We start from the raw sequence: 23,834 nt of genomic DNA on the forward strand, positions 1-23,834 counted from the left end.
GCCGGGGAAGGCCGGCACCGAGATCGGCGGGTCAGCTCGTCGCGCAGGGCGAGCCGTTGAGCGTGAACTGCTTGGGCGCGGGGTTGGCGCCGTTGTCCCAGCGGCCGAGGAAACCGAAGGTCACGCTGCCGCCGTTCGCCGCGATCGTGGCGTTGTAGCCGGCGTTGGTCACCGTCACCTTCGACCCGCTCTGGGTGTAGGAGCCGTCCCACAGCTGGGTCACGGTCTGCCCGTCGCCGTACGTCCAGCCGAGCCGCCAGCCCTTCACGGCCGTGGCCCCCCGGTTGACGATCCGGACCCCGGCCTGGAAGCCGCCGGGCCACTGGTTGGTGACCGTGTACGTCACCGTGCAGGCGGCGGCCGGCGTCGGCGAGGAACTGGGAGAGGGACTTGGCGACGGGGACGGGCTGGGGCTCGGGGACGGCGACGGGCTGGGAGAGGGGCTCGGGGACGGCGAGGCAGAGGGCGAGGGGCTCGGGGAAGGCGAGGGGGAGGGCGACGGGCCGGCGCCGGCGGGGATCACGACGGTGCTGATCGAGTCGGCCGGGAACGTGCCGGTGAAGCCGCCGGCCCCGACCTGCACGTCGGCGTCGCGCCTGATGCCCGAGGTGTCGGCCGCGCCATACCGGTAGACCTGCGCGGTCGCGCCGCCGTCGCGTCCCTTGACGGCGACCTCGCTGGTCAGGTCGTCGCCGGTCTTGTTCACCACGACGAGCGTGAGCGCGTGGTCGGAGGCCCGCTCGGCGGCGTACACCGCCAGCTTGCCCTGGTCGGCGCTGGTCGCGCCGACCGCCGTCTCGCCGAACCGGCCGCCCTCGCCGTCGTAGTTCAGGTACATCCGGAAGGCGTACGCGCCGGGCTGGGAGGCCGTCGGCGGCCCCCACAGGGTGGCGAGGTCGAGGCCCTCGCGGCCGAAGATGCCGAGGATGTCGGCCTGGGCCAGGGCCCCGTTGATGTGGTCGAGGGCACCCCAGTTGTACTCGGTGATCGCGGTCTTGGTGCCGGGATACTCGGCGGCAACCAGGTCCTTCATCCGGGGGATCAGCCGGACCTGCGTGTTGATCCAGCTCTCGTCCGTGTACGACGGATCCCACAGCGCCCGGGTGGAGCGCAGCCGCAGGGCGTCGGTGGCCGGGTCGCCCCCGGAGCCGAAGGCGACGCCGGACGCCTGCGGGTAGAAGTGCTCGTCGAAGTAGTCGAGGACGCGCAGGCCGTGCTCGTCCTCGTAGTTCTTCATCTGCCGGAGGTACCACGTCGTGAACGGAAGGCCGCCGCGTACCTCCTTGTCCGGAGGGTTCGACCAGCAGTTGGTGCGGCCGCAGGTCTCCTGGTCGAGGCCGGAGTAGTCCCAGGAGGACCAGCCCCAGCCGACCGGGCCGAGCGTCTTCGCGCCGGGGTCTGCGGCCTTCACGGCGGCGCCGATGAGGTAGGCCTTGTCGCGCAGCTCGACCGAGCTCGCGCCCTCGGGGTGGACGTCCCGGTGCGTGCTGTGCCAGATGTCGGGCTCGTTGTCGAGGTTGTAGAACTTCACGCCGCCACCCGAGGCCGTGCCGTACCTGCCGGTGAGGTGGCCGATCCAGTCCTTCACGTACGCCGCGCCGGCCTCGACGCTCGTGTCGTGGGGGTCGTTGCCGGTGATCTTCGTGCCGTCGGGCTTCACGCCGTTGCCGCAGTCGGGACGCCACTGGTCGGTCTGCTGCTGCGGGCCGTATTCGGCGACGGAGAACCCGCAGGAGGCGTCGCGGCCCTTGGGGACCCAGCCGATCAGCGGGACGGTGAGGATGGTGTCGGTGCCGGTGCGCCGGTCCTGCTCGACGAACCGGTCGGTGGTGGAGCCGTCCGGCAGTTTCGACGGGTCCGGGTTGTCCTCGGCGATATTCTCGAAGTACCAGTCGGAGGCGCGGTTGCTGGTGTCGTACAGGTAGTTGTACCGGGTCGTCGCGTTGCCGCCCCACCGGCGCACCGGGAGACGCAGTTCCTTGGCCAGCGCCTCGTCGGCGAAGTTCATGCCGTAGATGTACGGACTGATGGCGTGCCGCCCGGTGGTGGTGTCGACCGTCAGCGCGGGGCCGTCGGCGGCCGCGAGGGCGGGCACCTGGCCTGCCGCGCCGATCGACAGGGCGATCGCCGCGGTGAGGGCGATCGGGAGCGTTCGCGTTCGCACGGGTCTCCTCTCGAGTCCCTGGGGGTCTGGGGTTCCGGGGCCGCCGGATGCGACGGGAGCACCCGTCGCGCGGCCAGGCCATCACGCTGGCCAAGACCTGGGCGGGGAACAAGAACGCGATCCGCCGGAGCACCGCGGGCACGCGTTGAGCAGCCACACCCCCTCACCCGCGGATGGAAGTTTCACGAGGACACCGGACCCCGGCCGGGCCCCCACGGCGTGCCGCATCGCACAACCGAGGGACCCGTTCCTGGGCTGGAAGACTCAGACGAGGCGCCGCCGCCCACTGCGGAGGTCGAGCGACTTCCTGCGTACCGCGGGCTTCTCCCGGGGGTCTGCTTCTCCTGAGTCCCCGAGTCCCTTCTGGGACGCCTGAGACTGACAAGCCGCATATCAGGAGACTGTCTGTCACGGATCGAGGCGATGGCGGGGTCGCGAGCTCTACCGGCTTCTCGGCCCCGGCATGAAGTAGTGCGCGACCATGTAGGCGGTGACCTGCGCGCCGATCTTCGCGCCCTGCACGTCTGCCGTGCGAGTGTGGATGCCGCCCCAGATGCGGGCCTCGATGACCTCGGCGAGCGCCTGGGAGAAACCGCGGAAATACCTGGTGGTGCCAGAGTCGGCGCTGTAACCGCTGAAGGGGATGTCGTCCCGGCCGAAGAAGTGCCTCAACGCCGACATGCTCGCCGCGGTGAAACAGGTGTGCCCGGACGTGTAGTCGGGGTGCGGTGGCGTGACAAGCAACGGCGTCCATTCGGGATCGGCGGACGTCTGCGGGTTGCCGTCCGTGTCGGCCAGCCGGATCGCGGTGACCGGCCGCCAGAAGTTCCATGCCGCCTTCTCGTTGTAACAGGCGATCGTGGCATCGGCTTCGGCCAGGTCGACCATCGCGAACATTCGCGCCGTCTGAAGGGTGTTCAGTCGCTGCCGCGTCGCGAGCTGACGCTTGATCTCCCATTCGGCCAGATGCCGGTCGTGCCACCAGATGGCGGCCTGCGTCTGGTCGGCAGTCCTGACCGTGCTGGCCGCCGAGCCGACCGCCTTGACCTCGTTGAAGTCCCGGGCGTACCGGCGGCTGGTGAGCGTCGGCGGGCCGGACGTACGGAAGACGGACGCGCTGGGGATGAGGAACGGCTTGAGGTGACCGACCCATGCCCCGTCCGAGGCGAACGTGGGCGGCGTCGGCCGCCACTGACCAGGGCGGGTGCCCACGGGCCAGGTCTGGTCGCCGAACGCCCCGTCGTCCCGTCGCGCCCCGATCATCGCATCGGCCGCCTGCGTGCCCACGGTGATTCCACGCTGTTTCGCGGCGCCGTCGGGAATCGCGCCCAGCGACTCGTCGTACTGGGTTTTCAACCTCGCCTGCTGGTCGGGAAACAGCGCTTGCAGCACCCGGTAACCCGCGGTCGCGACGGCCGCGTCCGTCGATTCGGTGCCATCGGCGGCCGGTGCGACCAGGTACGGCTGGTAGGGAGCACCGGCGATCGCGTTCACCGCGTCGTAGACCGCTCCGTGCACCATCGCGAAGCTGCGAGCCTGGACCTGCGGCTGCTGACCGGCAATGTCCCAAATCGCGGTCTGAGCATTACGGTCCCAGACGATGACGGAGTTGGCGGAGGAGCCCGAATCTTCCGCGTATGCGGGGGACGAGCCGAGTACGGTCGGCGACCCGGCGGCGATGACCCCGGCGACGGCCGCCCAGACGACTGCGGCTCGCATAGCCGCTGACCGGCATGTAGCAAATGGGCTGAACATGAACGCAAACTACTACGCCGCCGAAAAACGTTACAGCAACCAATGCGCCGAAAAATAGATATCTACCCAACCGGAATGAGCTTCGGAAACTTGCGAGCTATTTATGCCCTGATCATGCTGGGTAGGATGCGCCACCGGACTTCGGGGATGACCAGTGCGGCCCCTATGGCTCGCAGGTGTCGCGGATTTTTCCCCGTTTACCGATGGTTCTATAGGCATCGAAGCCAGGCGACCAGCGGATATCCGCCCCCATTCGGTAGCTCCATCCAGCGATAACCCGCCTCGACCCGGGCACCGATGTTCCTGGTCTCTCCTTCGCCCCAAAGGCATTCGGGGCGACCACCGATGTGAAGCATGCCGTCGCGACCCGTCCACGGCACCTCGGCTGGAAGCAGCGTCGCCTGCCCGCCGTCCGGGGTGAACGAGCCGCCACTGCCGTCGGCAACGAGCTGGGCATACCCCTCAGCGGCGATCAACGAGACCTTTCCGATGGGCAGGTTCTGCGCCGCCACGCCCCCGATAAGGGCGGCGCCAACCACGATCGTGATGAGAAAGGCAGGGCGAATCGAAGTCGCCGGAGGAGGGGTCCCAGGCCACCAGCGGCCGGTCCGGCGAGGGAGTGGCGCAGGGGTTCGGCGCCACGGTGGCCGAGGCGCCGCCGGTCCAGCCGTCCCCGGTCGCCGTGGCGGTGATCCGCGCGCTTCTGGTGCCGTCGGCGGGCCCGCTGGTGACCGTGAACGTCGCGGTCCGCGTCCGGCCCGGCGCGGACGCCGGCAGGTGGACCGTGGCCGGAGTCGCCGTCCACCCTTGGGCAGGGTAAGCGTCACATCGGACGCGGGCACCGCTCGCCTCGCCTGCGGATGGCGGTCACGGCGACATCGACGGGGAAGGAGGCGTCCGGCGCCGTCGCGGCGGGCGCGGTGACGTCGATCGCGGCCTCGTTCTGGATGATGTACGCCTTGCCGGCCGTGGCGTTCCACGTCAGCGTGTCGCCGTCGCGGTGCGGGCCGACCTCGTGGCCCTTCTCGTCGTGGACGCGGTAGCGGCCGGCGATGAAGCCGGACTTCACCCTGATCGGTCCGGTCGAGCCCGGGTGCACGGTGATCGTGTCGGCGGCGCCGTTCTTCCAGGTCGCGTCCACGGTGACCTCGCCGCGGGCGCGCAGGCCGGAGAACGAGCCGTTCCTCCACGCCGGCGGGAGCGCCGGCAGCACGTGCACGTAGTCGTGCCGGCTCTGCACCAGCATCTCCGCCACCCCGGAGGTGGCGCCGAGGTTGCCGTCGATCTGGAACGGCGGGTGGGTGCCCCAGAGGTTGTCGAGGGTGGAGGTCTTGATCTGCTCGCCGAGCATCTTCAGCGCGTGGTCGCCGTCGAGCAGCCGGGCCCAGAAGTTGATCTTCCATGCCTTGCTCCAGCCGGTGCCGCCGTCGCCGCGGGCGGCGAGCGAGACCTTCACGACCAGCGTGCCGTCGCGCGGATCGGTGTGCAGGAAGTCGAGCCAGAACTCGGCGGCGCCCTTGATCACCGGATAGGCGGTCTCCCGCAGGTAGTCCACGTCGCGGGTGAACCGATACCTGTCGTAGAGCTGCTGGGTGGTCCAGGCCGCCGCCTCGGGGAACCAGAACGCGGTGGCCCAGTCGTGCACGCCGGTGAAGCCGAACGGGTTGGTCTCGTTGCCGACCACCCAGCCCCGGGCGCCGTACATCTCCCGGGCGGTCTTCGCGCCGGGAGCGACCATCGCCGAGATGTACCTGTCGTACGGACGGGTGGTCTCGTCCAGGTTCGTCTGCTCGGCCGGCCAGTAGTTCATCTGCAGGTTGATGTTGACGTGGTAGTCGGCCGACCAGGGCGGGCTGGTGGAGTCGTTCCACACGCCCTGCAGGTTGGCGGGCAGCAGGTCGTGACGCCGTCGGCGGCGTAGGTCACCCGGGCCACGGCGTCTCGCAGGCTCAGCTCACGCCGGTACGCCGTGGGGTTCAGGGGCGCGCCGGCGAAGTCGAGATACAGGTCGCCGAAGGTCTGGTAGGCGCCGAAGCCCGTCTTGGGCCGGCCCAGCTTGGCGGCCACGGCGTCCGGCGCCATCGTGCCGTCGCGGTCGATCTGCCGCTGGACCTCGGCGATGGCGTCCGGCCGCGGGGTCTTCCCGTTGCCGAAGTCGTAGCCCGGCGAGCCGGGACCACCGGTCCACAGCGTCTTCTCGTTGAACTGGAGCTGCTCGGTGGCCACGCCGCCGAAGATCTTGGCGCCCAGCGGGCCGTTGCCGATCGGCAGCGCCTGGGTCTCCCAGTCGGTGGCGGGCCTGTCGTACCAGAGGGTCAGGTCGTCGGGTGCGCCCTCCTGCCGGGCGGCGGGTTCCGCGGCGGCCTGCGCGGGCGGGGCGAGACCCGCGGCCGGCGCGAGGACGGCCGGGAGTCGTAACGGGGAGTGAGTCACACATTCCTCCGGGGGTGGCATGAGCGAGCGAACCGGTGCCGCCTACGTGGTGCTCAGGGCCTACGACGGCCTCGAAGGGCACGGCTTCGCCTGCCCCATGGGGCGGGGCGACGACGGAAAAGGCGAAGGTGAAGCCGGAGCGGCGTCTGCGGCGCTCGGTGCCGGCCCGACTGGTCGTCGGCGGGCGCAACGTCGTCGGACCGCAGGCCGAGGCGCGTCCCGGGCCGCGCCGGTTCAAAGCGTGCGGCGGAGCCACTCCTCGACGCCCGCCACGTGGACCGTGGCCCATGCCCTGGCCACCTCGGGCCTCCGGGCCGCGATCGCGTCGCAGATCATGACGTGCTGCTCCCGGGTGTCGTCGAGCGCTCCCTCCTGGGTGAGGCCGCGCCACACCCGGGCCCGCGTCGTCGGCCCCGAGAGGCTGTCGATCAGCGAGCACAGCACCGGGTTGCCCGCCCCCGCCGCGATGTGCTGGTGGAACCGCAGGTCGTTGGCGACCAGCTCCTCCACGCTGGGATCGTCGGGCAGCGCGTCGAGGATGGCGCGGAGCTCCTTGACGTCCTCGTCCGGCATGTTCATCGCGGCCATCGCGGTGGCGGCGGGCTCCAGGACGCGCCGCACCTCCAGGAACTGCAGCACGGTGTCGTCGCGGTGGAAGTCCACGACGAACGACATCGCCTCCAGGAGCAGGTGGGGCTGCAGGCTGGTGACGTAGGTGCCGTCGCCCTGCCGTACGTCGAGCACGTTGATGAGAGCGAGGGCGCGGACGGCCTCCCGAAGGGAGTTGCGGGACAGGCCGAGCCGTTCGGCCAGATCGGCCTCCTTCGGCAGCCGGTCACCCGGAGCGAGCACGCCCGACGTGATCATCTGTTTGATCCTGTCGATCGCCGCGTCCGTGACCGCCACGGAGCCTCCCCCACTGTCTCCTCGCGAACGAGGCCGCATACATCGGATGTCTAGCAGTGTAAAGGAGTGGAGGTCGCCTCCGCGCCGGACCTGCCTGCGCTGAGCCCTGCCGCCTCGCGGCATCGGGGGAGGAGGAACGGCATCGACGCCCTCCTCCGATCTCCTTCGGAGGAGGGCGCCCGGTGGGGCGCCCTCGCGGCGAGGGCGCCCCGGGCGATGGTACGCGTGGTCAGACGCGGGTCCAGCGCTGGTTGGTCTGGCCGTTGCAGGTCCAGATGATGACCTTGGTGCCGTTGGCGGTGCCGTTGTTGTAGGCGTCCAGGCACTTGTTCGCGCCGACGGCGGTGATGGTGCCGTCGGAGTTGAGGCGCCACTTCTGGTTGTTCTGGCCGTTGCAGTCCCAGATGATCACGCTGGTGCCGTCGGCCGTGGCGCCGCCGTTGACGTCGAGGCACTTGTTGCCGTAGACGCGCAGTTCACCGGCGCTGGTGGAGGTCCACTGCTGGTTGGCCTGGCCGTTGCAGTCCCAGAGCTGCACCTGGGCGCCGTTGGTCTGGGAGACGCCGGTGACGTCCAGGCAGCGGCCCGACCCCACACCCTTGATCGCGCTCCCTCCGGTGGGAGTGGGCGTGGGGGACGGCGTGACCAGGCCCCCTCCGCTCACGACGTACATGGCGGCCCCGTGCGCGGGCACCGACGCGCTGATCGTCCCGGACGAGGAGCCGGTCGTGTGCGCCCACAGGTCGCGTACGGAGTAGGAGGCCGCGGCGCCGAGGCCGAGGGCGGAGGTGGTGGTGGACACCGTCGCCGTCGAGGTGCCGCGGTTGAGCAGCACGACCGCGACCGAGCCGTTCGACATCGGCTTGCGCCAGACCTCGAGGTTCCCGTTGTCGCTGATCTTGGTGCCCTGCCGGCCGCCCCAGTCCTGGTTGACCGCGATGACCTCGGTGTTGGTCAGGATCGTACGGGTGTCGGCGCTCATCGTGCGCAGGTCGTTGCCGGCGATGAGCGGCGCGTTCAGCAGCGCCCACAGGCTGAAGTGCGCCCTGCCCTCGGTCCCGGTGATAGAGCCGTTGCCGACCTCGAGCATGTCAGGGTCGTTCCAGCCGCCCGGCCCCGAGTACGCCTCCAGCCCGACCTGCTGGTCCAGGATGCCCATGACCGAGCCGAAGTTCGACTGGATGTCGCCGGTGGTGCGCCAGGAGTTGCCGGTCTGCATGCCCCAGGTCCAGACGCTCTCCTGGCCCCAGTTGCACAGGCTGAACAGGATCGGACGCCCGGTGGCGGCCAGCGCGTCGCGCATCGCCGTGTACCGCTGCTGCCCGTTCTTGCCCTGGTGGTCGCCGCAGTTGTCGTACTTGAGGTAGTCGATGCCCCACGACGCCCACAGGGCCGCGTCCCGCCGCTCGTTGCCGAGGCTGGCCGGATAGCCCGCGCAGGTCGTGAGGCCCGCGGAGGAGTAGATGCCGAGCTTCAGGCCCTTGGCGTGGACGTAGTCGGCCACGGCCTTGATCCCGTTGGGGAACTTCTGCGGGTCAGGCACCAGGTCGCCGTTGGAGTTGCGGCTCTTGGTCGACCAGCAGTCGTCGATGTTGACGTACTGGTAACCCGCCGCCGCCATGCCGCTGGAGACCATGATGTCCGCGGTCTGCCGGATCAGGCTGTCGCTGACGTTGCAGCCGAAACTGTTCCAGTCGTTCCACCCCATCTGGGGCGTACGGGCGAGCCCGTTGTCCAGCGCGGCGGCCGGCGACGTCATGCCGCCGGCCGCGACCAGGGACCCGGCGGCCAGCGCCGCCGCCAGCGTCCATCGAACGATCCTGTGCATCTGACTCCTTAACCGTGGCCGGTCCGTCGCCCGTGGGAGCGGATCGGGGGCTGTTATCGGTAACATTTCCTGCCGGGTCGGCCTTCACGTGGGATGGGTTTGTGGTGTGCGGCGGAGCAAATACGACCCCCGCCGATCCCGTCAAGAGGGCTCCGGCGCGTGTGCTTCGCCGGATGCCGCGCCGCCTGCCCTTACCGGGTGCGGTCGTCGATCCGGGGCGCGCGCTCCGGTGAAAGTTTCAGCCCAGAGCGCCACTGCCGCGCATTCTCGGAACGTTGCCGCGGCGGCATTCCTCATCATCCCAGGCAGGAGTGTTTTGCCGACGAGTGATCACACGAAACTTTCCGGCTCGTCTTGACACTTTTCGTGACGGTTTCCACACTGAGCCCGGGTGGTCTCCTGTCGGAGCGGCGGTGGGCGGCGGTCCCGCCGCCCACCGCACGCTCCCGCGACGGGGCCGCGCCGTCGATTCCGCGGGTGTCCCCGCGCCTCGTTCGACGTCATCCGACGGCGGATGGCGAGCAAGGCAAATTGTTAACGCTAACAAAAGGACGTCCAGGAGGCCACGTGTCGCCCTCATCCTTCAGCCGACGCCGGCTGCTCCAGGCCGCCGGGACCGCCGTCGTGGTCTCCGCCGTCGGGGAGGTCGCCGGCGCCCGGGCGGCCGGAGCCGCGGTCGCGCCGGCCCGGGCCGACATCGGCGTGTCGGCGTACGCCTTCGAGCTTGGGCAGGTGCGGCTGACCGGGGGCCGCTGGCTGGACAACCAGAACCGGACGCTGTCGTATCTGCGGTTCGTCGACGCCGACCGGTTGCTGTACAACTTCCGGGCCAACCACCGGCTGTCCACCAACGGCGCCGCCGCGAACGGGGGGTGGGACGCCCCCAGCTTCCCGTTCCGCACCCATGTGCAGGGGCACTTCCTCACCGCGTGGGCGCAGGCCTACGCCGTGCTCGGCGACACCACCTGCCGGGACAAGGCGAACCACATGGTGGCGGAGCTGGCCAAGTGCCAGGCCAACAACGGCGCCGCCGGGTTCAACGCCGGGTATCTGTCCGGCTTCCCCGAGTCCGACTTCACCGCCCTCGAGGCCCGCACGCTGAGCAACGGCAACGTGCCGTACTACTGCGTGCACAAGACGATGGCCGGGCTGCTCGACGTGTGGCGGCACATCGGCAACACGCAGGCGCGTGACGTGCTGCTGGCGCTGGCCGGCTGGGTGGACTGGCGGACCGGCAGACTGAGCGGCAGCCAGATGCAGGCCATGCTGGGCACCGAGTTCGGCGGCATGAACGCCGTGCTGACCGACCTCTACCAGCAGACCGGCGACGCCCGCTGGCTGACCGCGGCTCAGCGGTTCGACCACGCGGCCGTGTTCAACCCCCTCGCGGCCAACCAGGACCAGCTCAACGGTCTGCACGCCAACACCCAGGTGCCCAAGTGGATCGGTGCGGCCCGCGAGTACAAGGCGACCGGCACCACCCGCTATCGGGACATCGCCGCCAACGCCTGGAACATCACCGTCGGCGCGCACACCTACGCGATCGGCGGCAACAGCCAGGCCGAGCACTTCCGGGCCCCCAACGCCATCGCCGGGTATCTCACCAACGACACCTGCGAGCACTGCAACAGCTACAACATGCTCAAGCTGACCCGCGAGCTGTGGCTGCTCGACCCGAACCGGGCGGCGTACTTCGACTTCTACGAGCAGGCGCTGTTCAACCACGTCATCGGCGCGCAGAACCCGGCCGACGGCCACGGGCACGTCACCTACTTCACGCCCCTCAAGCCGGGTGGCCGCCGTGGCGTGGGTCCGGCGTGGGGCGGCGGCACCTACAGCACCGACTACAACTCGTTCTGGTGCTGCCAGGGCACGGGTGTGGAGGTCAACACGGCGCTGATGGACTCCGTCTACTTCTACAACGGCACCACTCTGATCGTGAACCTGTTCACGCCGTCGGTCCTGAGCTGGACCCAGCGGGGGATCACGGTCACCCAGACGACGTCCTATCCGGCGAGCGACACCGTCACCCTGCAGGTCACCGGCGACGCCGGTGGGTCGTGGTCGATGCGCGTCCGCATCCCCGGCTGGGCCACCGGGGCGACGATCAGCGTCAACGGCGAGCAGCAGAACGTGGACACCACCCCCGGCACCTACGCGACCCTCACCCGCACCTGGACCTCCGGCGACACCGTCACGGTCAGCCTGCCGATGCGCGTGGTCATGAAGGCCGCCAACGACAACCCCAACGTCGCGGCGATCACGTACGGCCCGGTCGTCCTGTCCGGAAACTACGGCAACACGGCGCTGTCGGCGCTGCCCGCCCTGAACACCGCGTCGATCACCCGGACCAGCACCACGGCGCTGGCGTTCACGGCCACCGCCAATGGGTCGTCGGTCAACCTCGGCCCGTTCTACGACGCCCACGGGTACAACTACACCGTCTACTGGAGCGCCAACGGCCAGAGCGGCGGAGGCGGGACCGCGACCTACCGGCTGGTCAACGCCGCCAGCGGCCTCGTCCTGGGCATCCAGAACATGTCCACCGCCGACGGCGGCCTCGCGCTGCAGTGGAACGACAGCGGCACCGCCGACCACGACTGGGAGATGGTCGTCGACGGCACCGCCGTACGGCTGCGCAACGTCAACAGCGGCAAGGTTCTCGGCGTGGAGAACATGTCCACCACCGACAACGCCCGCGTCCTGCAGTGGAGCGACAACGGCACCGCCGACCACCGCTGGACGATCATCGACGCCGGCGACGGCTCCCACAAGATCCGCAACGTCAACAGCGGCAAGCTGCTCGCCATCCAGGGCGGCTCGACCGCCAACGGAACCCAGGCGGTGCAGGACTCCGACAACGGCAGTGCGGACAACCAGTGGCGGTTCGTGCCCAACGGGGCCCGGCGCATTCAGAACCTGGCCAGCGGTCTGGTGCTGGGTGTGCAGGACATGTCCACGGCCGACGGCGGCTTGGCGATCCAGTGGGGCGACACCGGCACGGCCGACCACCTGTGGACCGCCGTCGTGGACTCCGGCGGCTATCTGCGCCTGCGCAACTCCAACAGCGGCAAGGTGCTCGGCGTGGAGAACGCGAGCACGGCCGCCGGCGCGCGGGTGCTCCAGTGGGCCGACAACGGCACCGCCGACCACCGGTGGCGGCTGCGGTACGGATCCAACGGGTGCTTCCGCATCCAGTGCGCCAACGGCGGCCGGGTCCTCGGCGTCAGCGGCGGCTCCACCGCCCAGGGCGCCCAGGTCGTGCTCGCCGACGACAACGGAGCGAACGACCACCTGTGGCGGTTCCTCTAGTCCGGAGGTGAGCGGGCGGTCAGGGCCGCCAGCGGTAGTGGGCGTCGGGCAGGTTCTCCTCGTTGCCGCTGCCGTCGCCCTCGGCGACGAGGGTGAAGCCGTGCCGCTCGTAGAAACGCCGGGCACCGGTGTTCTGCTGGAACACATGCAGGTCGAGTCCGAGGGGGCGCGCCTTCTTGGCGTGGTCGAGCAGCGCGCTCCCGACGCCGCCGTTCTGCACGGCGGGCGCGAGGTAGAGGTGGTCCAGCCACTGTCCGCGCAGGGCGGCGAATCCCACGATCCGGCCACGCGGCTCGGCGACCCACACCTGCGACGAGGAGAGCATGACGCCGGCGATCCACGCCCGGGTCGCCTCGTCGGAGTGCAGGCGGGGCAGATAGGTCATCCCGGCTCGGGCGGCGAGGAACACCTCGGCGACGCCTTCGGCGTCACCGGTCCCGGCGCGGCGGATCGGCGGCATAGTGCCGTGAGCGGACTGTCCCGCGCGGTTCGGCCGGGCAGCGGGGGCGCCGGCTCTCACGAGCCGGTCCGCAGGGCGTCGCGGGCCGCCATCAGGGCGAAGCCGAGCAGGTTGAGGCCCTGCCAGGTCGAGGGGGAGGCGGCGCGTTCGTCGTCGGCCGTCAGGCCGATGCCCCAGATCCGGTCGAGTGGGCTGGCCTCGACCAGAACCCGGTCGGCGGTCGCGAGCAGGAAGCGCGACAGCTCGGGGTTCTGGCCGAACTTGGCGATGCTGCCGCGGACCACGATGCCGAACCGGTCAGCGGCCCAGACCCGCTCGTCGAAGTCGCGTACGGCCCGGCCGAGCTTCTTGGCCTCGCCCGGATGACCGGCCGTGAGGATGGCTTCGGCGGTCCGCGTGTCGCCGAACAGCCAGGCCTTGTGCGCCATCATGTAATGCTCCGCGGAGGCGAAGGTGTGGCCGTCCTCCGTGAAGGCGGCCGGCCACCACTGCGACAGGCAGCCGGGGCCGACCCCGCCGTCTCGGGCCGGCCGGTGGCCCCAGAAGTACAGGTAGCGGAGGCTAAGGCCCGCCTGCTCCGCGGCGATCGCCTCGTCCACGTTGCGAGGCGGCGAGATCTGCTCGGACACGCACACACCGTGCCATAGGCGGCCCCGTTCCGGCCATCGAGTTACGGTGCCCGGCGCGACGCCTCGCACGGACGCCGGGCCCTAAGCTGACCGAACCGGCTCGGCAGGCCGGGCTTCGCCGAATCACACCGCTCGTCGGCACGCCGCGGCGGTGAGCCCCGAGGAAGCGCTCCGGGCGCGGCGACCGGTCTTGGGAGGAGCCTGGCCGCGCCGCGCGCGCCATCGGCACCTCGCCCGGCGGGCGGACTACCCGGAGCTCCACGCGATGGTCGACGAGGTGGCCGGGACGCTGGGAGTCCGGCGCCCGTCACGCGTGTGTTTCGTGCCCATCGCGGACTCGGGCACCACCCCGCTGGGGCCGCGGCGTACGGAGCTGTGGATCGGCCTGCCGTACGCGATGGGCTTCGACCGGGCGGAGTTGCGCGGGGTCATCGCCTTCGAGCTCGCCCTCCTGGAGGCGTGCAGGAGATGGCCGGTCCGTGCGCTCATGGACCTGTATGGATCGGGGCCGATCAAGAAGGACGCCGTCCGGACGGAGATCGCCGCCGCCGTCAGGGCCCTCCTCGTCCAGGCCGACGAGACCGCCTGCCGGGTGTCCGATCGGCGAACCATGGCGACCGCGCTTCTTCGGGGCGCGCTCCTGAGCCATTCGCTGGGCTGGTTCCTCGGCCGCTACGCCGCGGATCTGCCCTCCTGTGGGCTGTTCGCCGTGGACTTCTATCAGGGCTGGCGCTGGAAGGTGTACGAGGACGACCTGCCGGCCCGGCTCATGCCCCGCTACCGTGAGCTGTACGCGGCCGACCGGCCGGCCACGGGTTCATGATCGACCGGATCGCCGCACTCGGCGTCACTCCGGAAGGCCCGCCTCGGCCGGCGGAGGATCCGATCGTGGGGGCGCTCGCCCCGGTCGTCGAAGAGCGGTTCGCCCGCCGGCTGCTCAGCCACTACACCGCGGGCAAGACGGTGCACTGGTACGTCAACTTCGCCGAGATGCCCTTCTCGGTCTGGGATGCATTGATCGAACAGGGCTACGACAGCGTCCTCCGGGCTACGGCCCGCCTGTCCGGCCGGCCGGACCCGGTGCTCGCCGACTTGGTGGAGATCGTGGTGGCCGGGCGCGGCGCGCGGCTCGAGTGGGAGCACAGACAGGGGCCGTGCACGCACCCGTCCGCCGGAGTGTGCGCCCTCTTCCCGGTCCTCCACCGCACGTTGCGGCTGAAGGGCTACACCTACGTCAACGCGCTGCGCCACCGGGAGCTCGCCGGGCCGGGCGGCGACGTCGTCGACGTCGTACGGCTGGCGCGGGCGATCGAGCGGGGCGACCGGCTGCCGGAGATCCTTGAGCCCGCGGCGACGTCATGACGAGATGGCACAACCGGCGGCGGGCCGCCCCCGGGGCCTGTGCCCGGGGACGGCCCGATCCGTCGTGGTCGTCGCCGGTCTACTTGTATCCGGCGGCGACGATGTTCGCCTGCACCTCGTTCTCGGTGGCCGCGGTCGGGTAGCCGGACGTCATCACGCCCTCGTAGAAGGTGCCGGCGGAACCATGGCTGTTGTCGCCGCCGATGCCGAGGATGATGGCGCCCTCCTTCTTCATCGGGTTGTAGCCCGAGGCGTTGGGCCGCTTGCCGTCGTAGAAGGTCGACAGGCCGCCGGACTGGGCGTTGCCGGCCCGGATGGCCCAGTGGTTGGGCTCACCCTTGATGATGGCGGTCAGGTATCGGTAGTTCACGCTCGGGTCGTTGGCGTTGTAACCGGGGTTCACGCCGGAGAACAGGCCGTTCTCCAGGTCGGCCATGACCCAGGGGCCGTTGCCCGTGCCGTAGCCCCAGACCTTGATGTTGCCGAAGTAGATGGCCTCCATTGTGCCGTTGCCGTTGTCGCGGCTGTTGGTCTCGGCGTTGCCGTAGTCGAAGCAGCAGCCGCCGTTGTAATGGGTGCCGTCGAAGACCGCGTACATGCCCTCCGGCTGGTCGCCCTTGGCGACGCCGTTGGTGGCGTTGTTGCGGTAGCCGACGCCGGGGTCGACGTAGACGCCGTAGGCCTTGTGGCCGTAGACCGTGGTCGGCGCCTTGGTGGCGGTCGCGAGGTTGTCGTAGCCGCCCGCGGCCGGGCCGGAGAACCCGCCGGGAGGCGCCTGGGTGAGGTGGTTGCCCCGGCCGGACTGGTCGTAGATCTTGGTGATGAGGCAGGTGGTGCCGGAGCAGAAGGAGTCCTGCGCGGCGGCGTTGGCGGCTCCGCCCGTGCTCAGCACGCCGATGTCGCGGGTGGTGTTGTCCGAGGAGCGGCGCACCTGGTAGAGCGAGCCGTTGTAGTTCGCGTACAGGGCGCGGGTCGTGCTGTGCGCCGCAACGCACGGCGTGCCGCCCGCGGCGTAGATGTCACACGGCTGCCTGGACGACGGCGGCGAGGGAGACGTGGAAGGCGAGACGGTGGGGGAGGCACTGGGGGAGGTGCCGGGCGACGGGGAGGTGACGCCGCCGGTGCAGGTCACGCCGTTGAGGGCGAAGCTCGTCGGCACCGGGTTGGAGCCGTTGAACGCTCCGTTGAACCCGAAGCCGGTGCTGCCGCCGCTGGGGATGCTGCCGTTGTAGTCCACGTTGGTGACGGTGACCTGGGAGCCCGACTGGGTGTAGGTGCCGTTCCACAGCTGGGTGATGGTCTGCCCGGCGGAGAACGACCAGGTCAGCTTCCAGCCGTTGATCGGGTCCCCGAGGTTGGTGACGTTCACGTTCGTGCCGAAGCCACCCGGCCACTGGTTGGTGACCGTATAGGTGACCTGGCATCCGGCCGCGGCGGCCGACGCGGTGTGCGTACCGGCCACGCCGACGCCGGCCGCCAACAGCGCGGCGACGGCGGCGGCCGACAGCCTCAACCGCCGGTGGAAAGAGCTGACATGTCGCACAGGTGTTTCCTCAATCTCTGAGTGGATGATTCGCGAGCTCCGGCTTTCCGCTCGGTCACGGGCTCGTGCAGGTCACGCTGGTCGGGGCGATCGAGCCGTCACCCTCGGCGGTGAAGCCGAACGTCGTCGACCCGTTGGCGGCGACGGTGCCGTTGTAGGGGGCGTTCTTGACGGTGATCGCGCCGCTGGTGCCGGTGTTCACGCCGTTCCACAGGCTCGTGACGGTCTGTCCGCCGGCCAGGGTCATCGTCACGGTCCAGCCGTTGAGCGTGGCCGACCCGGTGTTGCCGACGGTCACCTCGCTCTGGAAGCCGCCGCCCCAGTTGTTGACCAGCCGGTACGTCGCCGTACACCCGCCGGGTCGCGCACTCGGCGACGGGGTGGGGGACGGTGACGGCGTGGAGGATGGTGACGGCGTGGGAGTCGGGGAGGGGGTCGTGTCGCCGCTGACCCGGTAGACGACGGTGCCGTGCGCCGGCACGGCGGCCGAGATGGTGCCGTTGCTGCCGCTGATGGCGTTCGTCCACGCGTCGCGCAGGATGAACGAACCGCCGGACAGCCCGATCGCGGCCGCGGTGGTGCTGATCGTGGTGGTGCTGCCGCCCTGGTTGAACAGGGCGACCGCGACGTCGCCGTTGCCGAGCTTCTTGGCCAGCACGCGCCGGGTCCCGTCGTTGCTGATCTGGCGGGCCTGCAGGCCGAGCGGGTCCTGGTTGATGGCGATCAGGTTCTGGTTCTTGAGGATGGTCTGTGTCGCCGAGTCCATGGAGCGCAGGTCGTTTCCGGCGATCAGGGGTGAGGCCATCATCGCCCAGAGGGCGAAGTGGCTGCGCATCTCGGTGTCGGTCATGCCGCCACGGCCGACCTCCATCATGTCCGGGTCGTTGAACGCTCCCGGTCTCGCGTACGACGCGAGTGGGACGGTGACGTTGACGATGTTCTGGATGCCCATCGGGTAACCGTTGGTCTGACCGGTGTCCCACTTGTTGGTGATGTCCTCGGTCGTCCGCCACATGTTGGCGACGTCGCCCCAGTCGCGCTGCGGCCCCGTCTTCGCATGGATGCTGTTGGGGTTGATGCTGTAGACGATCGGCCGTCCGGTCGCGGCCAGCGCGTCACGCATCTTCGCGAACGTACGGACCTGGTCGTCGATGGTGCCGTTGGGCGAGCACCAGTCGTACTTCAGGTAGTCCACGCCCCAGGCGGCGAACTGGCGGGCGTCCTGCGCCTCGTGCCCCTGGCTTCCGGTCGCGCCCGGGTAGCTGCTGAAATACTGCGCGCAGGTCTTGTCGACCGGCACCTCGTAGAGGCCGAACTTCAGCCCCTTGCCGTGCAGGTAGTCGCCGAGCGCCTTCATTCCGCTCGGGAACCGCGACGGGTTGCCCTGCAGGTTGCCCGCGGAGTCGCGGGTGGGGTTGAACCAGCAGTCGTCCACCACGACGTACTTGTAGCCCAGGTCGCGCAGGCCCGAGTTGACGATGGCGTCGGCCATCTGCTTGATCAGCGATTCGGAGATGTTGCAGCCGAAGGTGTTCCAGCTGTTCCAGCCCATGGGCGGCGTGCGGGCCACGCCGTTCTCCAGGGCGCCGGCCGGGTTCTGCAGGGCGATCGGGGCGCCTGCGAGAATGCCGGCGGCGAGCAGGACTCTCACCTTTCGCACGAATCCTCCTTGAGATGAGCTACGGGTGCATGGGGAATGACGAGGAGAGGCCCACGAAATCGGAGTCCCGAGAATCAGGAGCCCGGAAATCGGGGACCGGGAATCCTCGTGAATTGAGTTCCGGGTAGCGGGTCTACCGGTAGGTGATGGTGGACGACGAGTAGACACAGTTGACGCCGTCGGCACCGCTGCCGATCTTCGTCGGCTCGCCACTGGTCACACCCCTGTACTTCTCGCAGACGACGACCTTCTTGCTCGGGTCGTTCACGATCGTGATCTGCGAGAAGCGCGCCGTGTCGCCGTAGTTGGTGTTGATGCCGGCCAGGACCTTGCCGGGCGTGGTCGCCGTGACGTTCTGGATGACGACGTTGCGCTTGTACTGGGTCGAGCAGTTGCCGCAGGAGCGGTAGAGCTTGCCGAAGTTCTGCACCTGGAAGTTCTTGATGTACATGGTGCCGGGGCCGTTGTGCTGGAAGACCTTGTCGCTGGCCGCCCTGGCGCCGCCGCCGTCGACGGTCATCGTCTGCGACGACGAGGTGCCCTTGAACGTGGCCGCGTCCTCGCCTACGTCCTCCCACCACACGTTCTGCAGGGTGCACGTGCCCATGCAGTGGACGCCGTCGGCGGCGGGCGCGCCGATGACAACGTTCTTCAGCACCGCGCCGTCGGCCAGTTTGAACATGGGGGGCTGACTTTCACTCTGGCTGCCGCTGCCGAGGGCGCCGGTGCCGTAGTAGCGCTTCATCCCCCCGTCGAGCGTGCCCGAGACGTTGATCGTGGCGCCGACCGCCTGCTGACCGGTGGGGGACGGCCAGGCGGCCAGGCGCAGTGCGGCCGCCGGGGCCGAACCGGGAACGGTGCCCGCGGACGCGCTGCCGGGCGGACCGGCCGCGAGAACCATCCCGGCCGCCGAGGCGGCGAACAACGCGGTGCGCAATCGTGCGGACCTGTTCATTCACACTCCAGGGGGAGACACGGCGACTACGCCGCCGCGCGCGGTGATGCCGGCTGACGGGAACTCAGGCCGGCCGGTGCTCCATCGACATGCACGAGAGCGAGCGGAAGCCGGACCTGGCGGATTCGCGGCCCGATCATCTGCGGACGCGACACTCACGACGTCGCGACCGGGAACCCCTGCCGCTCACCACCGACCCCGGCAGGAGGCCGCTTCGGGACTCAGTTTGGAAACCGCGAAGAAACCTGTCAAGGGAATCTCGAAATTGTTTCGTTGAGGCGCGGGGCCTCATCCTTGCTGGCCTGCGCTGGTGAGCGACCTGAACAGTGAAAAGATTCCCCAGCTCCATCGCGGAACGCCTTTATGGTCGTCAGTCGGCCGATGGCGCTCAGAACGTTACGTCGGTGTAGCTGTGAAAGTTTCACCACCCGAACCCCGCGAGGCGCCCGGACCGCGCACTGATGGGAGCAGGTGGGACAGGCTGCCGACGGACCGAGGGCCGGCGCGGAGAAGACCCGGACCTTGACGAGGCTCCCTCGCGTCGTATTTGCTCCGCCGCACCACCATCACACATGCCCTCGACAGAGAAGGACCGATTCCGCAGAAGAATTGTTAACGCTAACAACAAATTCACCACCTCTGCCGGCTCACGAGAAGTCCGAGCCACCTGTGTTGTCGCTGACCGCATGAAGACGTGAAACGAACCCCGGGAGTACGGATGAAGGTCCCTCGCCTGCGGCTCTGGCTCGCCACCGGGCTCGCCGCCGTGGCCGGCGCGGCCGGTGCGCTGACCGCGCCCGCCGCGCACGCGGCCACAGGATGTCGCGTGGACTACTCGGTCACGAACCAGTGGCCGGGTGGCTTCGGTGCGAACGTGAACGTCACCAACCTCGGGGACCCGATCAACGGCTGGAAGCTGACCTGGTCGTTCTCCGCCGGGCAGACCATCACCCAGCTGTGGAACGGCACCTACACCCAGTCGGGCTCCCAGGTCACCGTGACCAACGTGGACTACAACGGCAGCATCCCCAGCGGCGGCAGCACCGGCTTCGGGTTCAACGGAGCGTTCAACGGCTCCAACCCGGTGCCGACGAGCTTCGCCCTCAACGGCGTGACCTGCACCGGCGGCGTCACCGTCTCGCCCAGCCCCAGCCCGTCCACGAGCCCGTCCACGAGTCCTTCCGCGAGTCCTTCCGCGAGTCCTTCGGCCAGCCCGTCATCCACGCCGGTAGCGAGCAAGCCGTGTGACATCTACGCCGTGGGCGGCACTCCCTGTGTGGCCGCGCACAGCACGACGCGGGCGCTCTACCACTCCTACAGCGGCAACCTGTACCAGGTCAGGCGCTCCTCCGACAACGCGACCAGGGACATCGGCGTCCTGACCGCGGGCGGCACCGCCAACGCGGCGGCGCAGGACTCCTTCTGCGCCGGCACCACCTGCGTCATCACCGTGATCTACGACCAGTCCGGGCACGGCAACAACATGCTCTACCAGGGACCCGGCGGGGCCGGCGGCAAGGACACCCCCGCGACCGCGACATCCGAGTCGCTGACGGTCGGCGGCAGCAAGGCCTACTCGCTCTACATCAAGCCCGGCAACAGCTACTGGCGGGACGGTCACCTGACCGGCGTGCCGACCGGCAGCGCGCCCGAGGGCATGTACATGGTGACCAGCGGCACGCACGTCAACAGCGGCTGCTGCTTCGACTACGGCAACAGCGAGACGACCAGGAAGGCCGACGGGGCCGGCGCGATGGACGCCATCTACTTCGGCACGAGTTGCTGGTTCGGCGGGTGCTCGGGGACCGGCCCGTGGGTGCAGGCCGACCTCGAATACGGCCTCTACCCCGGCGGCAGCTCGTCGTGGAACCCGAACCAGCGGGCGTTCACCAGCAAGTTCGTCACCGCGATGCTGAAGAACAACGGCACGTCGCGCTTCGCCATCAAGGGCGGCAACGCGCAGACCGGCGCGATGACCACGCTGTGGGACGGCGCGCTTCCCCGCGGCTACAGCCCGATGAAGAAGCAGGGCGCGATCATCCTGGGCAGCGGCGGCGACTGCTGCGCCACCAACACCAACCTGAGCCAGGGCACCTTCTACGAGGGAGCCATGGTCGCGGGTTACCCGTCCGACGCGACCGAGAACGCGGTGCAGGCCGACGTCACCTCCGCCGGCTACCGCTGATCCGAGAATCGGGCGGTGTGTAGGAACGCGCCAGCGCACCCAGGCCGGTCACGACCGGCCGGGGTGCGCGGCTGATCGTGGTCAGATGGGCCGGTTCGAGGATGACGCGGTAGCCGAGGGCTTCGAGCCGGACACGTTCACGACGTGGACCTGGAACGAGGCGGTCCTCGTCACACCGGCCACCGTGTACGAGACGGTCACGGTCTGCGTCCCGGAGATGGCCGGGTCGTACCCCGACACGGAGTATCCGCCGTATCCCTCGGCCAGGACCTCGTCCTTCACACCGTCCGTGTAGCCGGCGGTCACCGTGAGGCCCGTCAGGTCGAGGGAGTCACCGACGGCGTAGACGGTCGTGGCCGGGGGCGTCCTCACCGAGACCGACGACAGGTCGGCGCCGCGCAGGGCGGCGTGCTCCGCCTGGGTCAGCGCGAAGACGTGCCCGTGGCGGATGACCCCGTTCGCGAGGTTGTAGTCCGGTGTCTCCCAGGTGATGGGCGTCCACTCGCCCGACGAGAGGTCCTTGCCCCAGTAAGGGCTGAGCTGCTCCTCCATGTGGTCCCCCGCGGGTGCGTCGGCCCACTTCTGGTCCGCCCACAGGTAGTAGCCCTTCCCGCGTACGTCGCCGGGGTTGGCCTTGACCGCCATCGGCGCCTCGGCGTAGGTCGTGTTCATCGCGTCGTGGGTGATGCAGCCCCTGACGAGCTCCCAATCCTCGGGCGGCGCGAGCACCGACGTCGAACGCTCTTGATAGATGTCGTCTATCGCGCAGCCGGGGACGTACGTGGTGACCCCGACGCCGGTGGAGATGCGGTCGGTGACGAACCGGTGGTAGGACCCGTCCTCGTCGTCCTTGATGATGGCCGCGTCGAGCGTTCCATGACCGGGCCTGCCGCTCATCACCTCCGCCGGCGTGAAGGTCACGAAGTCGCGCGTCGTGGTGTAGAGGGTCTGGTTCCTGGTCAGCGGATAGCGGCCGTTCGGGTCGTTGCGGTTGGCCGTGTAGTACGTCCCGGGTGGATACATGGACGAGGTCCAGTAGACGACGTAGGCTCCGATCGCCTCGTCCCAGATCGCCTCCGGGGCGAACGCCATCCCCGCCTCGTCCGGGGCCACCCGGACGTGCCGCTGCTCCGACCAGGTCCGCAGGTCACGCGACTCCCAGACCTCGATGTAGCGGCTGGCGCCGCTCTGCGCCCAGTCCCAGCCCTTCCATCCGTACGCCGTGCCGTCGACGTTCAGGTCCGTGGCGACGAGGTAGAACCTGTCTCCCTCCGGCGACCGGACGATCGACGGGTCGCGCACGGCGTGCATGCCCTTTGTGGACTGGAGGACCATCTGTCCGTTGTTGACCGCCACCCAGCGAGTCGGGTCGTTGCCGACGCTCGTGGCCATGTAGATCTGCTGCCCCGCCTGGCTGTTCGACCTGGCGAAGTTCACCATTCCGTAGCGTGAGAACGGGGCGAGCTTCACCGCGGGCCGCACCGTCAGGAGGAACTCACGGCACGCCTCGGTGGCGTCGACGGTGACGCACGCCGTCAGGGTCACCTCGGCCGGGTCGGCCCCGGCCGGCGGGCGCCTTACCACGCCCGCCGCGATCGCGCCGTCCGCCTGGTCGGACACGACGTCCGGATGCGACGAGGTCCACTTCACCACCGCGCCCGGCGCGGCCGCCACCGTCGTCGGCAGGGTCACGTTCCCCCGCACGTCGTCGGCGTCGGGAATCGCGATCCCGGCCAGGGCCTGCTCCGCGCGCCTGGCCGTCGCGGTGCCCTCGGCGCGTGCCATCTGACCGCCTCCCGTCACAGGCTCACGGCCGCGAGCGCCGCCGCCGTTGACGCAGCCGAATGCCGTCGCCGTCGATTTGTCATCGCCATTGCCTGCCTCCTTCGAGGATGCGCCGTAGCGCGCGTTCACCGGCGAACGCCGCCATAATGGACGATCAGCGCGTCGGCGTCACGCAGGAGCGTGGCCCTGACCTGGGTGTCGGTGACGACCTTCTTGTCGCCCTGTCCTTGCCCTTGTCGGCCCTGTCCTTCGGCCTTGCGTACGCCGTCGAGTGACTTGTGCAGCTTGCCGGCGTTCTTGTCGATGACGTTGCGGCCGTCGGGGCCGTTGGCGTTGGCCGGGACGACCGACCAGGTGGTGTCGGCGCCGGCCGGGGTGGCGAACGCTACTGCGGCGACTATGGCGACCACGATGGTCACGCCGGCAGCCTGAAAGACGGCGCGCACGGCTGCGCGGGGGGTGCGGGGGGCCCGCGGACGGCTCCTGGTCGGCAACGGTTGCTCCTGTCTCATCGTGGGCGTCCGGGACGTGTGTCAGGCTGGCACAAGATCCCGGACGCCCACAGTCGGCGGTGGCGTCCCGCCTGCGGGGTCAGGACTGGTTGAACAGCGACAGTGTGAGGGTGGAGTGGTATTCCCCGGCGGCGACGTCGACGGGGGTGCGCAGGGCGAGGTCGGCGTTGACCTTGGAGGTGCCGATCTCGTCGGCGGAGTTGGCGGTGGACACCAGCAGTTCCTGGCCCTTCAGGCCCACCTCGGGGGCGCCGGTGCCGTCGGAGACGACACTGGAGACCGGCTCACCGGCCGCCACCGCGCCGGTGGAGGAGTCGCTCAGCAGGCGCGGCTTCCAGCCCAGGT

General features: G+C 69.6%; 20 protein-coding genes. 5 read left to right on the forward strand and 15 right to left on the reverse strand.

The window, feature by feature from the left end:
• Positions 1-31 precede the first annotated feature (31 nt).
• The 3 genes from FH610_RS44940 to FH610_RS40970 form a co-directional block, all read right to left on the reverse strand.
• Complete coding sequence (locus FH610_RS44940) at positions 32-2,164, reverse strand: glycoside hydrolase family 44 protein (protein WP_240809499.1); 2,133 nt, start codon at positions 2,162-2,164, stop codon at positions 32-34.
• Positions 2,165-2,605: 441 nt separating this feature from the next.
• Positions 2,606-3,883 (reverse strand): vanadium-dependent haloperoxidase, encoded by a 1,278-nt coding sequence (locus FH610_RS40965; RefSeq protein WP_139580631.1) that lies wholly within the window; start codon positions 3,881-3,883, stop codon positions 2,606-2,608.
• Between the two features lie 245 nt (positions 3,884-4,128).
• Complete coding sequence (locus FH610_RS40970; protein ID WP_139580632.1) at positions 4,129-4,431, reverse strand: hypothetical protein; 303 nt, start codon at positions 4,429-4,431, stop codon at positions 4,129-4,131.
• A 107-nt stretch (positions 4,432-4,538) separates the two neighbouring features.
• On the opposite strand from FH610_RS40970, the gene FH610_RS40975 reads away from it, so the two are divergent.
• Positions 4,539-4,739 carry a hypothetical protein gene (locus tag FH610_RS40975; RefSeq protein WP_139580633.1) on the forward strand — a complete coding sequence of 67 codons (201 nt, stop codon included), beginning with the start codon at positions 4,539-4,541 and terminating at the stop codon, positions 4,737-4,739.
• A gap of 3 nt (positions 4,740-4,742) precedes the next feature.
• Here FH610_RS40975 and FH610_RS40980 read toward each other — a convergent pair whose 3' ends face one another.
• The 4 genes from FH610_RS40980 to FH610_RS40990 form a co-directional block, all read right to left on the reverse strand.
• Positions 4,743-5,792 carry a glycosyl hydrolase family 95 catalytic domain-containing protein gene (locus FH610_RS40980; protein WP_240809500.1) on the reverse strand — a complete coding sequence of 350 codons (1,050 nt, stop codon included), beginning with the start codon at positions 5,790-5,792 and terminating at the stop codon, positions 4,743-4,745.
• Complete coding sequence (locus FH610_RS44945) at positions 5,726-6,352, reverse strand: glycoside hydrolase N-terminal domain-containing protein (protein ID WP_240809501.1); 627 nt, start codon at positions 6,350-6,352, stop codon at positions 5,726-5,728. Before FH610_RS44945 ends, FH610_RS40980 begins: the two co-directional genes overlap by 67 nt.
• Before the next feature lie 234 nt (positions 6,353-6,586).
• On the reverse strand, positions 6,587-7,258 hold the full coding sequence (locus FH610_RS40985) for a FadR/GntR family transcriptional regulator (RefSeq protein WP_139580634.1): 672 nt from the start codon (positions 7,256-7,258) through the stop codon (positions 6,587-6,589).
• A 229-nt stretch (positions 7,259-7,487) separates the two neighbouring features.
• A complete protein-coding gene (locus tag FH610_RS40990; RefSeq protein ID WP_139580635.1) occupies positions 7,488-9,086 on the reverse strand; it encodes a lectin in 1,599 nt (532 codons plus the stop codon).
• Positions 9,087-9,653: 567 nt separating this feature from the next.
• Between FH610_RS40990 and FH610_RS40995 the strand changes: the two genes are divergently transcribed.
• Entirely contained in the window at positions 9,654-12,398 is a 2,745-nt protein-coding gene (locus tag FH610_RS40995) for a beta-L-arabinofuranosidase domain-containing protein (protein ID WP_139580636.1), read from the forward strand.
• A gap of 19 nt (positions 12,399-12,417) precedes the next feature.
• Here FH610_RS40995 and FH610_RS41000 read toward each other — a convergent pair whose 3' ends face one another.
• Positions 12,418-12,858 (reverse strand): GNAT family N-acetyltransferase, encoded by a 441-nt coding sequence (locus FH610_RS41000; protein WP_139580637.1) that lies wholly within the window; start codon positions 12,856-12,858, stop codon positions 12,418-12,420.
• Between the two features lie 56 nt (positions 12,859-12,914).
• Positions 12,915-13,493, reverse strand: a complete 579-nt coding sequence (locus FH610_RS41005) for an NADAR family protein (protein WP_139580638.1) — start codon at positions 13,491-13,493, stop codon at positions 12,915-12,917.
• A gap of 145 nt (positions 13,494-13,638) precedes the next feature.
• On the opposite strand from FH610_RS41005, the gene FH610_RS41010 reads away from it, so the two are divergent.
• Together FH610_RS41010 and FH610_RS41015 are read left to right on the forward strand one after the other, a co-directional pair.
• The gene (locus FH610_RS41010) at positions 13,639-14,310 is read left to right on the forward strand and encodes a M48 family metalloprotease (protein WP_139580639.1); all 672 of its coding nucleotides are present in this window, start codon (positions 13,639-13,641) and stop codon (positions 14,308-14,310) included.
• 65 nt (positions 14,311-14,375) lie between these two features.
• A complete protein-coding gene (locus tag FH610_RS41015; protein ID WP_139580640.1) occupies positions 14,376-14,849 on the forward strand; it encodes a hypothetical protein in 474 nt (157 codons plus the stop codon).
• A gap of 79 nt (positions 14,850-14,928) precedes the next feature.
• Here FH610_RS41015 and FH610_RS41020 read toward each other — a convergent pair whose 3' ends face one another.
• From FH610_RS41020 to FH610_RS41030, 3 genes are all read right to left on the reverse strand, one after another.
• Entirely contained in the window at positions 14,929-16,392 is a 1,464-nt protein-coding gene (locus tag FH610_RS41020) for an arabinofuranosidase catalytic domain-containing protein (RefSeq protein WP_139580641.1), read from the reverse strand.
• Between the two features lie 55 nt (positions 16,393-16,447).
• Positions 16,448-18,052, reverse strand: a complete 1,605-nt coding sequence (locus FH610_RS41025) for a cellulose binding domain-containing protein (RefSeq protein WP_205826417.1) — start codon at positions 18,050-18,052, stop codon at positions 16,448-16,450.
• Positions 18,053-18,185: 133 nt separating this feature from the next.
• Positions 18,186-19,007: a pectate lyase gene (locus FH610_RS41030; RefSeq protein ID WP_139580642.1), complete on the reverse strand. Its 822-nt coding sequence runs from the start codon at positions 19,005-19,007 to the stop codon at positions 18,186-18,188.
• Positions 19,008-19,725: 718 nt separating this feature from the next.
• Between FH610_RS41030 and FH610_RS41035 the strand changes: the two genes are divergently transcribed.
• Positions 19,726-21,192: an arabinofuranosidase catalytic domain-containing protein gene (locus FH610_RS41035; RefSeq protein WP_139580643.1), complete on the forward strand. Its 1,467-nt coding sequence runs from the start codon at positions 19,726-19,728 to the stop codon at positions 21,190-21,192.
• A gap of 81 nt (positions 21,193-21,273) precedes the next feature.
• Here the strand turns inward: FH610_RS41035 and FH610_RS41040 are convergent, their stop codons facing one another.
• From FH610_RS41040 to FH610_RS43160, 3 genes are all read right to left on the reverse strand, one after another.
• Positions 21,274-22,977 (reverse strand): immunoglobulin-like domain-containing protein, encoded by a 1,704-nt coding sequence (locus FH610_RS41040; RefSeq protein WP_139580644.1) that lies wholly within the window; start codon positions 22,975-22,977, stop codon positions 21,274-21,276.
• Between the two features lie 125 nt (positions 22,978-23,102).
• On the reverse strand, positions 23,103-23,396 hold the full coding sequence (locus FH610_RS41045) for a hypothetical protein (protein ID WP_139580645.1): 294 nt from the start codon (positions 23,394-23,396) through the stop codon (positions 23,103-23,105).
• Positions 23,397-23,568: 172 nt separating this feature from the next.
• Positions 23,569-23,834: hypothetical protein (locus FH610_RS43160; protein WP_205826418.1), on the reverse strand; the 266-nt coding region annotated here is incomplete at its 5' end.

Source organism: Microbispora catharanthi (assembly GCF_006334915.2).
GTDB classification, from domain to species: domain Bacteria; phylum Actinomycetota; class Actinomycetes; order Streptosporangiales; family Streptosporangiaceae; genus Microbispora; species Microbispora catharanthi.

Coding starts and splice junctions, on each gene's coding strand:
- FH610_RS41000 (WP_139580637.1), bottom strand. CDS start 12,858: ATGCCGCCGATCCGCCGCGCCGGGACCGGTGACGCCGAAGGCGTCGCC.
- FH610_RS41030 (WP_139580642.1), bottom strand. CDS start 19,007: ATGAACAGGTCCGCACGATTGCGCACCGCGTTGTTCGCCGCCTCGGCG.
- FH610_RS41040 (WP_139580644.1), bottom strand. CDS start 22,977: ATGGCACGCGCCGAGGGCACCGCGACGGCCAGGCGCGCGGAGCAGGCC.
- FH610_RS40965 (WP_139580631.1), bottom strand. CDS start 3,883: ATGCGAGCCGCAGTCGTCTGGGCGGCCGTCGCCGGGGTCATCGCCGCC.
- FH610_RS41035 (WP_139580643.1), top strand. CDS start 19,726: ATGAAGGTCCCTCGCCTGCGGCTCTGGCTCGCCACCGGGCTCGCCGCC.
- FH610_RS40990 (WP_139580635.1), bottom strand. CDS start 9,086: ATGCACAGGATCGTTCGATGGACGCTGGCGGCGGCGCTGGCCGCCGGG.